This window comes from Thermoplasmata archaeon, from assembly GCA_015063285.1.
GTDB lineage: Archaea > Thermoplasmatota > Thermoplasmata > Methanomassiliicoccales > Methanomethylophilaceae > Methanoprimaticola.
Genome location: SUST01000002.1, coordinates 111449 through 126726, shown reverse-complemented (window position 1 = coordinate 126726; position 15278 = coordinate 111449). Strand labels below are relative to the sequence as shown.

General features: G+C 53.5%; 10 protein-coding genes. 7 read left to right on the top strand and 3 right to left on the bottom strand.

Annotation, left to right across the window (positions count from 1 at the left end):
• Positions 1 to 40 precede the first annotated feature (40 nt).
• From E7Z62_02055 to E7Z62_02040, 4 genes are read left to right on the top strand one after another with little or no spacing between them, the layout of a single operon-like run.
• Complete coding sequence (locus E7Z62_02055) at positions 41 to 1165, top strand: aminotransferase class I/II-fold pyridoxal phosphate-dependent enzyme (GenBank protein ID MBE6521900.1); 1125 nt, start codon at positions 41 to 43, stop codon at positions 1163 to 1165.
• 4 nt (positions 1166 to 1169) lie between these two features.
• Positions 1170 to 1691: a hypothetical protein gene (locus E7Z62_02050; GenBank protein ID MBE6521899.1), complete on the top strand. Its 522-nt coding sequence runs from the start codon at positions 1170 to 1172 to the stop codon at positions 1689 to 1691.
• Positions 1691 to 2668, top strand: coding sequence for a mevalonate kinase (gene mvk, locus E7Z62_02045; protein MBE6521898.1), 978 nt, complete (start codon positions 1691 to 1693; stop codon positions 2666 to 2668). The genes E7Z62_02050 and mvk overlap by 1 nt, the downstream gene beginning before the upstream one ends.
• A 5-nt stretch (positions 2669 to 2673) precedes the next feature.
• Positions 2674 to 3720: a (Fe-S)-binding protein gene (locus tag E7Z62_02040; GenBank protein MBE6521897.1), complete on the top strand. Its 1047-nt coding sequence runs from the start codon at positions 2674 to 2676 to the stop codon at positions 3718 to 3720.
• Positions 3721 to 3761: 41 nt separating this feature from the next.
• On the opposite strand, the gene E7Z62_02035 is transcribed toward E7Z62_02040, so the two are convergent.
• Genes E7Z62_02035 through E7Z62_02025 form a run of 3 tightly spaced genes read right to left on the bottom strand, consistent with a single transcriptional unit; the run spans position 3762 to position 6772 of the window.
• Positions 3762 to 4952, bottom strand: coding sequence for an NAD(P)/FAD-dependent oxidoreductase (locus E7Z62_02035; protein ID MBE6521896.1), 1191 nt, complete (start codon positions 4950 to 4952; stop codon positions 3762 to 3764).
• Between the two features lie 4 nt (positions 4953 to 4956).
• Positions 4957 to 5121: a 4Fe-4S dicluster domain-containing protein gene (locus E7Z62_02030; GenBank protein MBE6521895.1), complete on the bottom strand. Its 165-nt coding sequence runs from the start codon at positions 5119 to 5121 to the stop codon at positions 4957 to 4959.
• Between the two features lie 19 nt (positions 5122 to 5140).
• Positions 5141 to 6772: a radical SAM protein gene (locus E7Z62_02025; GenBank protein MBE6521894.1), complete on the bottom strand. Its 1632-nt coding sequence runs from the start codon at positions 6770 to 6772 to the stop codon at positions 5141 to 5143.
• 148 nt (positions 6773 to 6920) lie between these two features.
• Between E7Z62_02025 and E7Z62_02020 the strand changes: the two genes are divergently transcribed.
• From E7Z62_02020 to E7Z62_02010, 3 genes are read left to right on the top strand one after another with little or no spacing between them, the layout of a single operon-like run.
• Positions 6921 to 10829 carry a lamin tail domain-containing protein gene (locus E7Z62_02020; GenBank protein MBE6521893.1) on the top strand — a complete coding sequence of 1303 codons (3909 nt, stop codon included), beginning with the start codon at positions 6921 to 6923 and terminating at the stop codon, positions 10827 to 10829.
• 59 nt (positions 10830 to 10888) lie between these two features.
• Entirely contained in the window at positions 10889 to 11887 is a 999-nt protein-coding gene (locus E7Z62_02015; protein ID MBE6521892.1) for a GTP-binding protein, read from the top strand.
• A gap of 26 nt (positions 11888 to 11913) precedes the next feature.
• Entirely contained in the window at positions 11914 to 15246 is a 3333-nt protein-coding gene (locus tag E7Z62_02010) for a DNA polymerase II large subunit (GenBank protein ID MBE6521891.1), read from the top strand.
• Positions 15247 to 15278 lie beyond the last annotated feature (32 nt).

Below are 15278 nucleotides of genomic sequence, written 5' to 3'. Positions count from 1 at the left end.
CCCGCCATTTATTTTATTATAGAAGGCATGACCCACAAACATGCAGATCTCCAACAGGATAAACGACATTCCGATGTCGGGTATCAGGAAAATGTTCGACCTTGCTGGTCCGAACTCGATCAACCTAGGTCTTGGCGAGCCCGATCTCGCACCTCCCAAGGAAGCAATAGAAGGGATGAACAAAGCGGCATCGGACGGCCTCAACAAATACGGCCCCACAGCCGGAATCCCTCAGCTCAGACAGGCCGTTGCGGACAGGTTCAGGAAATACGGCGACATCACGGGCGACAACATCATGATCACGCCTAGTGGATCGTCGGCACTGCTGGAGATCACGATGAGCGTAGTGAATCCCGGGGACGATGTTCTGGTCCCCAGCCCCGGATTCGTCATTTACGGGCCGCATGCACAGCTGGCAGGCGGAACCTACACCGAGTACAAGCTCACCGACGGCGACTTCCAGCCTGATATCGACGATATACAGTCGAAGATCACCCCGAAGACCAAGATGATCGTCGTCACCACACCGTCAAATCCCACAGGAGGGGTCCTCAACGAAGAGAGCTACAAAGCGCTCTGCGACATCGCTGCGGACAAGAACATAACCATCATGGCCGACGAGGTCTACGAATCGTTCATCTATGAGGGTAAGCACCTCTCGTTCATGGACCAACTGGACAAGGCCATAGTCGCTAGCGGATTCTCCAAGATGATGGCGGTCACAGGATGGAGGATGGGATTCCTTTGCGCAAGCAAGAAGATGATGGAATACCTGATCAAGATGCAGTACCATGTTTGCGCCAGCCCCAATATGCCGGCCATGTACGGTATACTCAACGCCCTTCCCAACATAGACCCTTACCTTGACAACGCCAGGAAGGTATACAGGGCCAGAAGGGACCTCATATGCAAGAGGATCAACGAGATTCCTGGAATGAGCATTCAGCCTCCCAAGGGGGCCTTCTATGCATTCCCCTCATACGACATGGACATGAAGTCTGCCGATCTGGCTGCTGAACTGGTCAAGGCAGGACTAATATGCACACCGGGATCCGCATTCGGAAAGTACGGGGAGGGCCACCTGAGGTTCTCCTATGCGGCGGACGAGACCAAGATCAACGCGGGGATGGACATCCTCGAATCCACAATGAAGAAACTGAGATGATACGATGGCAGGAGAATTGGATCCAAACGCTAGCCTCTTCGGAGGAGAAGAGGAAGAGAAATCGCCGGAAGAGCTGCTCAACGAGTATGCGTTCGGCAAGAATCCGAACAGAGCGGTCGCAATGGAGACCCTGTTCGGCAAAAGACTCATCGAGGATACCCTCAACGATGACAAGCTCCCTGTCGAAGCGAAGATGTCCTTCGTGTTCAAGGCAACAGCGCATGGCATCCTTGACATGCTCATGGAATGCCTCCAGCCTGAATACAGGGAGGAGGTCGCAACTAGCCTGGACTCCTTCATCGGTATGAATCTTGTCAACCAGAAGTTCAAAGTTGACCTTGTGGATGCGGTCATGAAGGAGCTCGCCAAAGTGGAGCAGCAGCCAGGCGAGTCCGACGATGCCTTTGAACAGAGGCTCATGGCAATGGAAGAGGGATGGTGGGAGATTCCACAGCCCATTCTCAACGGACGCAACCCCAACGATGCCATCAGGGAAGAGATGGGGAAATACGGATTGAATCAGTGATGTCTAGCGAATGGTACACTGCCTCTGCTCCCGGGAAATTCGTGGTGCTCGGAGAGCATTCAGTGGTTTATGGCAAACCGGCCGTGGTCCTAGCGACAGACCGCAGGATAACATGCAGCGTACGCAGGAGCAAGAAGAACAGCCTGAACGGAGAATATCTGGACCTGAGCAAGCAGCCTCATTTCAATTACCTGACAAGGAACCTCAACCACTGCCTGGATTTTCTGACGGTGAGCGAGATCCCTTCCGGTTCCGGTCTAGGATCGTCGGCATCACTGTCAGCAGCACTGGCCCTAGCCATCCATTCGGAGAGAGGCGAGTCGCTGACGGAATTGGCTTTGGTCGAGGAGGCCTACGGTGCGGAACTGTTCGCACAGGGGAACGGCTCACCCATGGATGCATCTGCATGTGTCCACGGAGGAGGCATCGCCATCAACACCAAGGATGATTCCAAGGAACTGTGGACGATTTCGCGCAACGACAGGACTTGGAAGGTCACGGATATCAAGGTACCCAAACTGTCGTTCGTCATAGGCAACACCGGCGTGAAAGCCCCTACTGGCCCTCAGGTTGCGAAGGTCAGAAGATTCTTCGACAAAAACAGCTTCGCATCGGACATCATCGATGAGATGGGAGACACCACATTGGAAGGATATGATGCTCTGAAGAGAGGCGATGTGGAGGAACTGGGCCGTCTCATGACCAACGACCACAAGCTCCTCTCCATCCTCGGCGTATCCTGCAAGGAACTCAACAAACTGGTCAACGCATCGCTCCCATACTCCTACGGTGCAAAGCTCACCGGTTCCGGAGGAGGAGGTTGCATGGTAGCGCTTACCGATGAACCGGAGAAGGTCGCGGAAGCCATCAGGTCAAGGGGCGGAACGCCCTATATCATGAACAGCGGATCGGAAGGAGTCCGTATGGAGACAGGTATCGCCCAGGGAGAGCCCATGGACATACCTATGATGAGGTGAATCGAATGGGAATGATTGAGGATGAGATCGCCAGACTGATGCAGAAATGCATCAGCTGCGGAAAATGCACACCGTACTGCCCCGCCAACAAATATGGCGGCCTCGATCCTCACGAGATCATGATCGGAGGAGAGGAGGATGTCTCTACATGCATCCTTTGCGGTACCTGCTCACAGGTCTGCAGGAGAAGCGATCCTTTCACGGTCATGAGGGACCTCAGGGCCCTGGCCAACGACATCCATGTATCCGAGACATACAAACAGACAGGCTATGCGATGCCTATCGAGAACCACCCCTCCCGCGACGAGCTAGTCTGCGAATGGGATGGTGACGACACATACATCATGCCCGGGTGCGTAGTGGAATGCAAAGCCCCTTACCTGGAATACGCTGCAACACTGGCTGTCAAAGCTGTAGGGAAGACCTGCTCCGAACTGGAGAATTCAGGATGCTGTCTCCGTCCACCGCAGTTCAGGGAGATGCAGGAGACCGAGAGGCATGAGAAGATAATCGATGTATCAAAAGCGGCCCACGGAAAGGAACTGATAACGCTCTGCGGAGGCTGTACCGAAGCCCTTGTCGAACATGGAGTGCAGACCTCCAACATGGTAGAGTTCCTGTACAAGAACATCGACAGACTTCCTAAACTGGACAGGAAGATCAAGGTAGCGATCGAGCCGGGATGCTCATGCATGCCGCTGAAGAAAGAGATGATCGCGGTCGTAGAGGCCCTCGGTTGTGAATTCGTCAACAACGGAATGGGATGCTGCGGAAAGGATACCGTGTTGGCAGAAACGATGATGGCGGACAGGGAGAAGGAATGCGGCAACGGATGCCTCATAGTAGTGGCCTGTCCGAAGTGCTTCACGAAATACGATGCCCAACCTAATGGAATGCCCGTATTGTTCCTATCGGAATTGGTGGCATGGGCGAACGGCCATACGGAGACATTCAAGTATCACAACATACCGATCGAACCCGATAACGAAGAGTTCTATAAGCCCAGATTCGAAGGGTTCATTCCCAAAGAGAGCAAGGGCATGCGCTGGTGAAGAATAAATAAAAAAAGAGGGGCAGATGCCCCTGACTGTTTTCAGATCAGGTCCTCGAATCCCTCGACGACCTTCGGGTACTTGTCCTTCAGAGCCTTCAAGAGGTTGTAGACCGTAACGTTGGAGATCTCGGCTGTGCTGATCATCTTGATGATGTCATCTATTGTGTCATCATCGAGTGTTGCAAGCTTCTCTTTGGCCATCCAGTTCCTGAACAGCTTGTCCTCCATCCTGTCACGCCATCTCTTCTCGTAGGGTTGAAGGGCCTTCTTGGAGAAGTCCCCGGTCTTGTTGCACTCTACGAGGACCTGGCCGGCGTACATTCCCGTCCTGCATGCGTGACAGATTCCTCCTCCGGTGATGGGGTCGATGATCCTTGCTGCATCTCCTACGAGGATGATGTTGTCATCGATCGCACAGTCCAGACCGGGACATGTGGAGACGAATCCGCCCATGATCTCGAGGATCTGTCCGTTCTTGAACCTGGGGTCCTCTGCTATCCATTTGTCGAGATAGTATTTGGCATCGGCTCCCTTTGTGCAGAGCTGTCCCGCCACACCGATACCGACGTTGGCGACCTTGTCTCCCTTGGGGAACACCCAGATATATCCTCCGGGTGCACAGGATCCAATCACGAACTCACAGTAGTCTGGGGTGATGTCGATGTTGCACATCCTGTACTGGATGCATGAATCTATATCGCTGAGCTTCAGCGTGGTATCGATACCGGCCCACCTGGCGACCTGGGATTCGTATCCGTCCGCTGCGACGACTGCCTTGGCGCGAATCTCGATCTCCTCTCCCATGGACTTGGCCTTGATACCGACGAGCTTTCCGTTCTCGCGGATGACGCCGGTACACGATGTCCTCATCATGATCTTGGCGCCTGCGTTTGCAGCGTCCCTTGCCAAAGCCTTGTCGAAGAGGTGCCTCTCCAGCACATATCCGACCTCGTTTCCGGCCTTGGACTCGTCAAGCTGGTAGGAGGTTCCTTTCGTGGACTTGATGATAGCGCCCTTCATGTCGCCTCTGATCCATGTCCTGTCGGGAACTATTCCGACCTCGTCAAGCCAGGATTTCGAAACTCCCTCAGCGCATCTGAGCGGTGCTCCGATCTCTGCCTTCTTCTCGATAAGGATTGTGTCCATGCCTCCCTGGGCACAGAACTTGGCTGCCATGCTTCCGCCGGGACCTGCCCCGACGACCACTACGTCACATGTGTATGTCTTCATGGTATCACTCCTTCGAAAGTGCTCCCACAGGGCACAATTTCACACAGATACCGCAGTTAATGCAGTCCTTGTTGAATTCCAGAACGAAATCGTTCAGGAATATCGCATTCTTAGGGCACGAACCCACACAGCCTCCGCAGTGCAGGCATTTGTCCACATTGACAGATATCATTTGACTCTCTCCGAACTCACTCGGGACCTCTCTCGTCGATGGGCACGATCAGTGCGGCATCGATCTTGTCGGCCTCCTCTTTGTGAAGTTTCTTCCACTCGTCCAACGGGATGGAGAACTTCGCTTCGATCTCTCTGCGGAACTCGGGTCCGCTGTTGTAGGCGCAGAAGGGGTACAGACGGCAGTCCGGGGTTATGTAGTGGACTCCGCAGCGCCTGACCCTTTCGATGTCGTAGTTGTAGCTGTCCTGAAAGTGCATTCCTGCCAGGAGCATCATCTTCCATGAGAAGTTCGCCAGTGCCTTCTTGGAATCGCTTCCCATGACACCTCTGAGCATGTCGACGAACTTCTTCTTAGTCAATCCCTCGGGCATCTTGCTCTCGTCGATACAGCTGTTCAGGAGCTTGATCAGCTTGGCTGCGTAGAGCTTCTTGAACCTTGCGTTTTCCATCTTATCGGAGATCTTGTTGAGCTCCTTGGAGAACCTGTCGATATCGACGAACCTGGGGAAGGGAACGACGTTTCCCTTCTCATCCTGGAAGAGATATGTCGCCAATCCGCAGTGGGGATGTGTGGTGAATGTGACCTTGGTCTTTCCGAGAAGGATGGAGGCGAACTTGGAGATGGGTGCGACAACAGGGACGGGGTACCAATCGTCCTTGTTTGCGTAACCGGTCTGCTTTTCAACCCTATCCACGAGATCAGTGAGGGTGAACCTTCCTGTCTCCAGCTCCTCCTTTGTGACCCTTCCGGTGAATGCCACGGGCTGGAAGTTGACTGCCCTGATAATATCGGAGTTGTCGAAAGCGAACTTCACGATGTCTCCGACGAGGTTATCGTTGACCCCGTTGATGATGACAGGGACGAGAACGATGGACGGGCTGTGGAGTCCGTCCTCCTTGAGCCTTCTGCAGTTCTCGAGGACCTTCTGCTTGTTGGCCCACATCTTCCTTCCCCTGACCCTGAGGTAGATCTCGTCATCCAATCCGTCGAACTGGAGATAGATGGTGTTGAGACCGGCCTCCTTGGCCGCCTTGAGGAACTCGTAGTGATATGCGAACTCCAATCCGTTGGTTGCCACCTGGATCTGGGCGAATCCCAACTTCTTGGCGTCTGCGATGATGTCAACGAACCTGGGGTGCACCGTAGGCTCCCCTCCGGCGAACTGTACTGCCGTATTCGCGATAGGCTTCTCGGACCTGAGCGCGACGAGCATCTTGTGGACCTCCTCGAAGGAGGGCTCGTAAACGTATCCCTGGTCGTTGGCGTTGGCGAAACAGATGGGACAATGCATGTTGCATCTGTTGGTCAAATCGACATTGGCGATCATCGTGCATGAGAGCATATCGATCCTCTGATTGTCGATGACGATACTTGCGGTGTCATCGTTATCCTTGATGGTCTCGTTCATGGAGTTGTGGATTCCGATTCCGTCCGTCGCAAACTTCTCTGCCTTCAGGTAGAGGTCTACGTCGGTCCAGATCTTATCACTGAAGTGACCGTGCTCGGGGCAGTCCTTTTCCATAACGACCCCTCCGTTCTTCTCCATGAGGGTGGCCTCGATGATCTTTCCGCATTCCGGACAGATAGACTGCGTCTTTTTGGGGAGACCAGTCTTTGCCGTGTATTCTATTGACGTTCTAGTCATGGTACCTTGTCCGTACGATACGATAATAATATAAAATGGGTGGCCACACAATCGCGCGCGTTTCGTTGTAATTATAGGAGTCTGCTTAATTCCGATTGTTGACCGCAGTATCCGTGTTTTAAATATCTCCAACAAGACAAGGCAGAACATGATTGACGATCGCAAGGCGAACATGCCATTTTCGGTATTGGCGGTTGCCATCCTCCTCATGGCATCCGTGGCCGGTGCGGTGGTTGCAGATCACAGCAGGTCCGGAAACAACGTGGACATGACAGTAGATTCGGCAGCTGCCCTGGAAAGGTCTGTAGATGACATCACATCCTATGTCGAACAGGAACTGGGGGTGATCATACTCGACATTTCCAAGGACGATTCCCTCGGAAGTCTGGAGAACAGGGCGGAGGAATTCGAGAAAAGAGCCTATGATTGGGTGGACGAACGTTTCCCCATGGGGAGCGGTGGCATGACCGCAGACCTGCTCGACCGCGAATTCGAACTGAAAGCAGAGTCGATGGAGGTCCTGCAGTACGAGGGAGGAGTGGGCGGTTTCACCCCGGCATACCTCCGCGGAACGGGCACGATGGAATTGAAGGTCCGCTCAGGATTCGGCGGCTCCGAGAAGACGGTGGAGATATCGACGGATGGAAGCTACGCATTGCCGTTGGCATCCGAGAGGGGGTCGATGTTCGAAAGGATGACCGAGGACGGAGGCATATCCATTTCGCAGATAATGTCATATGAATTGAGCTCTCTGGCACAATATCGTGTACTGAACGGTTACGGGGCCATGGCAAAGTACGGTTCCAAGGGTACGGAATCTATAATCACGGCAGAGGATGTAAGGGAAGCGTACGAGAACGCCCTTAGTTTGATAGGCATCATCTGCTTCAGGGACTCGGACGGGAATCTCGCCACCGACAGGGCGGACCTCGCAGATATGATGGCCGGGGACAGCATCATCATCGACAGGGCATCCTTCTACGGACAGGTTATGATGTCCGCCGTAGACGACATCGCACTGAAATGGTTCGACTACCTGTGCGGGAACTATGTCCTGGATGACCTGGACAGGAAACTGTCGATGGAAAGATGGGCACTGGATGCACTCATCAACTTCTTCACCGGGGACGATGTGTTCGGAGCCGGCAGCTACATCAAGGATGTCATGAAAGAGGCAGGGATCAAGGAATCGGTATACCGCTTCCCGGGATCGGGAAAGACCACGATCAGCGTTGGAGTATACACAGTAACCGTGGACAATCCGACCGTTGATGTCCTTGGACAGAGTTGGATCGAATTCTTCAATGTGCATTACCACATGGGGAACAGCTACATCCAGGACACCATCAGACAGATACTGAACTCTTCCGCCGTCTCCCTGTTCGAATCAAATTACCCGCCGATCGTCCTGTACCTGGACCCTTCGGACGGCATCGCATTCATGGACCAGATAACGGAAGCGTACAGATCATTGACGGCTGAATGCATATCTGCAGTGGACGATGCGGTGATGGAATCGCTTGAATCGGAATCGTTCAGCGACCCGTTCTATGCTGCGATTGCAGAAACTATAATGAAACACGCTGCTGAATTGGCAGATACTCAGGAGTTCAGGAAAAGGATCGAGGAGAGCCTCAGGCCACTCGCAGGTGATGATACCGATTCCCTCATGGGATCGTCTGAGGTGGACCGTGCCGTCCGCAGTTACGTGTCCAAAGTGTATTCCGACCTATCTGTTTATGACCGCCTCAGAGGGATAGAGGGTTCCAGACCGGGGTTGCTCGAACGCGTTCTGACAGACATAGTATCTTTCGGACTGGGTGCCAGCGGCATATCCTGTTCCGTTCCGGAGAGGATAGACGTCTTGCTTGACGAGATAATCGCGGAATCTTCCACGAGCCCATATTGGGGGCCCACAGATCTACCGGACAGCCATTGTTTCATGCTCATGGACGGGGAGGACAACACCTCCATGGAATACCTTTCTCTGACCTATGAGAGCTCCCCTTTTGTTTATGAGCCCAGACTGTTGAAGGACAAATGTACCCACATAACGGGGCTGATGGAGGATGTCTGTGCTGCCTATTCCGCCACTTACGAGATCAGATTGTCGGACTTCATCTCCTACCGTGTCGAGGGTCAAAGCTCGCTCTCTTCCGCCATGGGCTCATCCATAACCTCGGCCAGCTGCGGAACGATCACCAACGACATCACCATCGAGGTGAGTGTAGCAAGCGCCTGGGCCTTGGTAGGCATAGACTATTCCCCGAGCAACACGATCATCAGCGATGCATGGGCTACCATCGAAAAGTATCTCGAACCTATACTCGAACCGCTCCGTGAAATAATCGAGATGGTCAAGGACTTCATAGATGTGGTCAGCGGATGCGTGATGGAGATCGCCAGATATGTCTCCGACATAATTGTGGATCTGTACAACAGGATGATGGAACCCATAACGATCGTGTCCGAGTGGATAGAGACGCAGCTGAGCGAAATGATTGGGGGCGGGATCCTAGATGTATTCTACAGCCTGAACCTTAGCAACCAGAATTTCGGATTCGAGTATCTGGGCTACAGATTTGAGATTAATTTGGATCTGGCTTCTCTGATGACAAATGTCAAGACATTGTTCACAGCAACGCTTTCCGGACCGATAGCAGGGATGTCCGTGGTTGCCAGCATCACGGCCAAGGTCAATGGGGAGATGAACGCCAACAACGTATTCGTAACGGGGAAGGCAACGGTATCCTCCGACGAATGGAAGGTGAAACTAACGGTCGATCCCCTGATGAAGGGCAGCAAGCACCTGATCACCGTATCCGCAGATATCGGCGATACAGACATCACATTGATCATGCCCGACCTGGAGGACTATAACGAATTGGGATTCACACTGAGCAGGATACCTGGAATAGGATCGGCGATAAGCAGCATCCCTATCCCGGGATTGGGCGTCAATATAGGATTGGATGCCGGACTCAGCATCAAGTACACCGCCCCTTTCTCCAAAGGGCTCGTCATCAACGAATACGAGACCAACCCGAAGGGCGATGACAGCGGACACGAGTGGGTCGAACTGCTCAACAACTCGGATCAGTCGATCGAATTGGACGGCTACACACTGACCGCTGCATCGGACCGCAAGAAGGTCATGAAACTAACTGGATCGATATCACCCGGTGAATTCTTGGTCATTGATACCTCATTCTCCTTGGTCAACTCTTCGGGAAAGGTCACGAAGAACGGGGACGGGGTGACGCTAAAGGATTCTGAAGGTACCGTGATAGACAAGACAGGCACCCACAAGGATGAGAGCGATGACAGCAGGACATGGCAAAGGTCGTATGATGGGGCCGGAGATTGGGAATTCAAGGATGCTACCATGGGGAGGTCCAACGGTTCTTTCATGTCTTCCAAACTCATGACCGCCGAAGTTGCCAAGGACATAATGGTCCGCTCGGTCCAATCCGCATTCGACGAAGTAGGCTCGATAACCAATTTGGAAAGTCTGCAAGAGGTCATCAAACTCACTGTGAAGAGCGCAGTGAACACCGTCATCAAGAAGGTCGCGGGTTGTCTCGTGGAAGCTTCTGTTTTCGTGAAGGTCGATGTCCTGGACCCCACATCATCGGCCTCTGCCGGGATCAGGATTGCGCTGAGATGCGACTCCGACCTGGTGGAGGATGTCCTGAAATACATAGCCGGGAAGATCGAATCCATAGCGCTGTCCATGAAGAATCCGTACAGGATAGACGGCGTTGCAGCATTCACCGACAACATAGACCTGGAGGTCACCTTCGATGCCAAGGTACAGTACCCGGGGATATTGGCACGCTCCTTGGAAGCCACTCCCAAGGTGGACCTGGGAGTCACATTCAGGACGAACCTGTCGGCTCTGAGCAGGATCATAGGGAAGGATGTCGGCACGCCCGGCGTGGAATGCGGGATAAGGATCATCGACTGCCCTGCGATCGTCATCCCTTCCAAACTGTCCCCGAAGAGCGGAATGGTGCATGATCTATGGCTTCTCAAGGTGAACGTGGAGTGGAAGTGAAAGGATGCTCCAACACACGCGCGCATTCCTTTATTTATCGGTACGGAATCCATGTAGACATGGTCGGAGTAGATTACAAGATTCCCACTGTCCTTACGTCGGACGAATTGATGGAGAAGGCATTCCATAGGGCATCCAAGATCTACAAGAACGGTACGAACACGTTGGATACCCGCAAGAAGACGGCTTTGGCAAAGGTCACTGCCGCAGGAGATATCGTCGTGACCGCTCTGGCCGGCTACGTGGACAGATTCCCAAGGATGGACAAGGAACAGGATTTCTTCCCCGAACTGGTGGACATCGTCATCGGGATCGACAGGTACAAGAAGGCTCTGGGAGCGGTCAACTGGTGCGCGACCAAGGCCGAGAAACTGAAGAACGACACGCTCAAGGACATAAGGCGTACGAAGGACCCGGAGATCATAGAATCTCTCAGGAGAGGTTTCTACGGCAGGCTCAACTCTTATGTGAACAGGATTTCCGACGACCTGCTGTTCCTCCAGGATGCCAAGAACAAGTTCAGGAAGCTACCAGCGGTGGATTCCGCAGTGCCGACCATCGTCGTCGCAGGATTCCCGAACGTTGGAAAGAGCAACCTTGTCACAGTCATGTCCACTGCCGAACCGGAGATCGCACCCTACCCCTTCACGACCAAGGGAATCATCGTGGGACACATTCAGGATGACTGGAGGAAATACCAGATCGTCGATACACCCGGCCTTCTGGACAGGGAGTTCGAGAAGAGGAATGACATCGAGAAGCAGGCGGTTCTCGCCCTCAGATATCTGACGGATGTCATGCTCTTCGTCATAGACCCTTCGGAGACATGCGGATTCAAACTTGAGGTCCAGGAGAAGCTCCTGGCCAACATCGAGCAGAACTTCGAAGGTGTGAAGATCATAGTGGCCGAAAGCAAGTCGGACATCCTCAAGACGGGCAACGGAAGATTGTTCTTCTCTGCCCAGACCGGAGAGAACATGGATGTCCTCACAGAGACGGTCATCAAAGAGATGAGAGAGATCAACCGCAGGAAAGCCGTAGAAGCGGAAGTGGAATGATGGCTAGCCCGGTCTACAGCCAGGAGATGGCGAATTATTTCTCCGAGCTCAATGCGAAGAAGGATGAGATCTACGAACTGGCCGGAAAGGCCAGAGCTATGGGTTTCGACCCCGAAGATTACGTCGATGTTCCTCAGGCGGAGGATCTGGCCTCTCGTTGCGAAGAGCTTCTCAAAGATTACAATGTAAAGGGAGTGGCCGAGGTCATCAGGCAGAAGACCCTTGAGGCAGGGAACCGTGAGGTCGCCTGTCTTCTGACCGCAAAGGAGGTCGCGAAATGGCCTGCGGAAAGTCTCGAGCAGGCCCTGGACAGAGCGACAAGGGTAGGTCTCGCAGTTCTGACTGAAGGTATCCTGGTCGCACCTCTGGAAGGTATCGCGGAGACAAGGATCAGGAAGAACGACGACGGTACCGATTACGTTGACCTTCTGTTCGCCGGCCCCATCCGTGCTGCGGGAGGTACCGCACAGGCCATGAGCGTTCTCATCGCCGATGTCGTCAGGACCGAACTCGGTATCGGCAGATACATCGCCACAGATGCCGAGATCGCCAGATTCGATGAGGAAATCCCGCTGTACAAGCAATGTCAGCATCTTCAGTACTCCCCGACATCGCAGGAGATAGACCTTATCGTAAGGAACTGCCCCATATGCGTCGATGGAGAAGGTACAGAACAGATCGAGATATCTGGATTCAGGGACCTCCCCAGGATAGATACGAACCGTGTCAGGGGAGGAGCGGTACTGGTCATCGCCGAGGGAATGTGTCAAAAGGCCGCCAAACTGAAGAAGCACGTCGATAAGCTTCAGATTCCCGGATGGGAATTCATCGGACAGTATCTGGATGCCCACAAGATGAAAGAACCTGAGAAGAAGGCCGATGACAAACCCGTCGAGAAGAAGGTACAGCCTCTGGACAAGTATCTCAGGGATATCGTCGCAGGACGTCCGATATTCGGACATCCCTGCAGGGTCGGAGGATTCAGGCTAAGATACGGAAGGGCGAGGACATCGGGTCTAGCATCACTCGCATACAGCACCGCAAGCATGTACATCATGGACGACTTCATGGCCATCGGAACTCAGCTCAAGATCGAGAGGCCGGGTAAGGCATGCGTCGTCACACCCTGCGACATCCTGGAAGGACCGACTGTCCTGCTCAGGAACGGTGACGTTGTCTACTGCCAGACCAAGGAGGATGTCCTTGCCGTCAGGGACAGGGTGACCGAGATCCTGGATAACGGCGAGATCCTGGTCCCCTTCGGAGAGTTCTGTGAGAACAACCACACTCTGGTCCCTTGCGGATATCCGATCGAATGGCATAAGCAGGTGCTGAAATCAAAAGGAGAACTGCCCGCTGATTGGGTGGACCCGACCTATGAACGCGCCAAAGAGATGAGCGCACAACTGGGCGTTCCTCTGCACCCCAAGTTCAACATATTCTGGTCGGACGTACCTCTTGACAGGATCAAACTGCTCAGAGAGCAAGTCCTTTCCACAGGGACGTTCGACGGAAAGAATCTGGTCGTCGACCTCGAATCAGAATCCAAGAAGGTGCTTCAGGAACTGTGCGTCCCCCACCGTGTGAAAGAAAAGAAAGTGATTATCGACGAGAGGTACTCGGAACCCATGCTGGACTGCATGGGAATCAAACATGATTCCAACGTCCTGTCAGCAGGACCTGAACTGGAAGGGGCCAACACCCTCGACGCGATCAGCAAGGCTGCAGGTTACGAGGTACGCGCAAGAGCGATGACACGCGTGGGTACGAGGATGGGCCGTCCCGAGAAGGCAAAGGAACGTGAGCTGTCGCCTAAGCTGCACTGCGTATTCCCTGTGGGAAAGGATGCGGAGGCAGGTAAAGAGGTCAAAGCCACCATATCGAGGCATCCGAAGTACGAAGAGGTCGTAGCCAATAGACTATGCAGGAACTGCAACATCTACACATTCCGCAACTGGTGCAGGAACTGCGGCGGGCATACCGTATACGTTCCCAAGAAGAACGAGATGGGAGCAGACGGACCGGCACCGATGAAGATCGACCTCAACGAGGAGTTCGAAGCGGCCTGCAAGTACCTCGGTATAACGAACCCGAGCGAGGTCAAATGCCATGATACGCTGATCTCAAAGACGAAGACCGTTGAGACACTTGAGAAAGGTATACTCAGGTCAAAGAACGGCATCTCCGTGTTCAAGGACGGAACTGTCCGTTTCGACATGACCGACATCCCTCTAACACATTTCAAACCCAGGGAGATAGGGCTGTCCATCGAGAAGGCCCACGAGCTTGGGTACACGAAGGATTGGAACGGCGATCCTCTCGTGGATCCGGAGCAGATCTGCGAACTGAAGGTGCAGGACGTCGTTCCCGCGAAGGACTGCGGGGATTATCTTGCAAAGGTTGCCATCTATCTCGACGATGAGTTGGAGCTGCTCTATCACCTTCCGCGCTACTACAATGTCCAGAACAGGACCGACCTGATCGGGAACATAGTATTCGGTCTTGCACCCCACACATCCGGTTGCATCCTTTGCCGTATCATAGGATACGCTGACGTTCGCGGTTGCTACGGACATCCTTTCTTCCACGCCGCCAAGAGAAGGAACTGCGACGGTGATGAGGATTGTCTGATGCTCGGTCTTGATGCATTGCTCAACTTCTCCAGGAGCTTCCTCCCGGATAGGAGAGGAGGACTCATGGATGCACCTCTGGTCCTTACTACGAGGCTGGACCCCAACGAGATCGATAAGGAGGCCCACAACGTGGACTGCCTGAGGGAGTATCCTCTGGAGCTCTACGAGGCCGCGATGGCCATGAAAGAGCCCAAGGAGATCGAGAAGAAGATGGATCTCATCGCTGGACGTATCGGTACCGAGAAGCAGTATGAGGGCATGGGATTCACGCACGACACCAGTGACATCTCGCTAGGTCCCAAGTACTCCGCTTACACGACCTTGGAATCCATGATGGATAAGATGAACGCACAGCTCGAACTGGGAAGGAAGATACGTGCGGTCGACGAGAAGGATGTGGCTGTCCGTGTCCTGAACAAACACTTCATGCCGGACATGATAGGAAACCTGAGGAGCTTCTCCACTCAGACAGTGAGATGCACGAAATGCGGAGAGAAGTACCGCAGGATGACCCTCAGCGGCACATGCTACAAATGCAAAAACCCTCTGAACCTCACCGTCCACGAGGCCTCTGTGAAGAAGTATCTGGAGATCTCCAAGACCATAGGCGAGAAGTATGGTCTCGATGCCTACACCAGAGAGAGAATCGACATCCTTGAGATGAACATGAACTCCGTGTTCAACAACGACAAGGTCAAGAAGTGCAAGTTATCCGACTTCTTCTGATGCCTGATCTCGAACAATCACGGACAGCCCCA

Bases quoted from the DNA above. Each gene is read 5' to 3' on its own strand.
- E7Z62_02055 (MBE6521900.1), top strand. From the start codon at position 41: ATGCAGATCTCCAACAGGATAAACGACATTCCGATGTCGGGTATCAGG.
- E7Z62_02050 (MBE6521899.1), top strand. From the start codon at position 1,170: ATGGCAGGAGAATTGGATCCAAACGCTAGCCTCTTCGGAGGAGAAGAG.
- mvk (MBE6521898.1), top strand. From the start codon at position 1,691: ATGTCTAGCGAATGGTACACTGCCTCTGCTCCCGGGAAATTCGTGGTG.
- E7Z62_02040 (MBE6521897.1), top strand. From the start codon at position 2,674: ATGGGAATGATTGAGGATGAGATCGCCAGACTGATGCAGAAATGCATC.
- E7Z62_02035 (MBE6521896.1), bottom strand. From the start codon at position 4,952: ATGAAGACATACACATGTGACGTAGTGGTCGTCGGGGCAGGTCCCGGC.
- E7Z62_02025 (MBE6521894.1), bottom strand. From the start codon at position 6,772: ATGACTAGAACGTCAATAGAATACACGGCAAAGACTGGTCTCCCCAAA.
- E7Z62_02020 (MBE6521893.1), top strand. From the start codon at position 6,921: ATGATTGACGATCGCAAGGCGAACATGCCATTTTCGGTATTGGCGGTT.
- E7Z62_02015 (MBE6521892.1), top strand. From the start codon at position 10,889: ATGGTCGGAGTAGATTACAAGATTCCCACTGTCCTTACGTCGGACGAA.
- E7Z62_02010 (MBE6521891.1), top strand. From the start codon at position 11,914: ATGGCGAATTATTTCTCCGAGCTCAATGCGAAGAAGGATGAGATCTAC.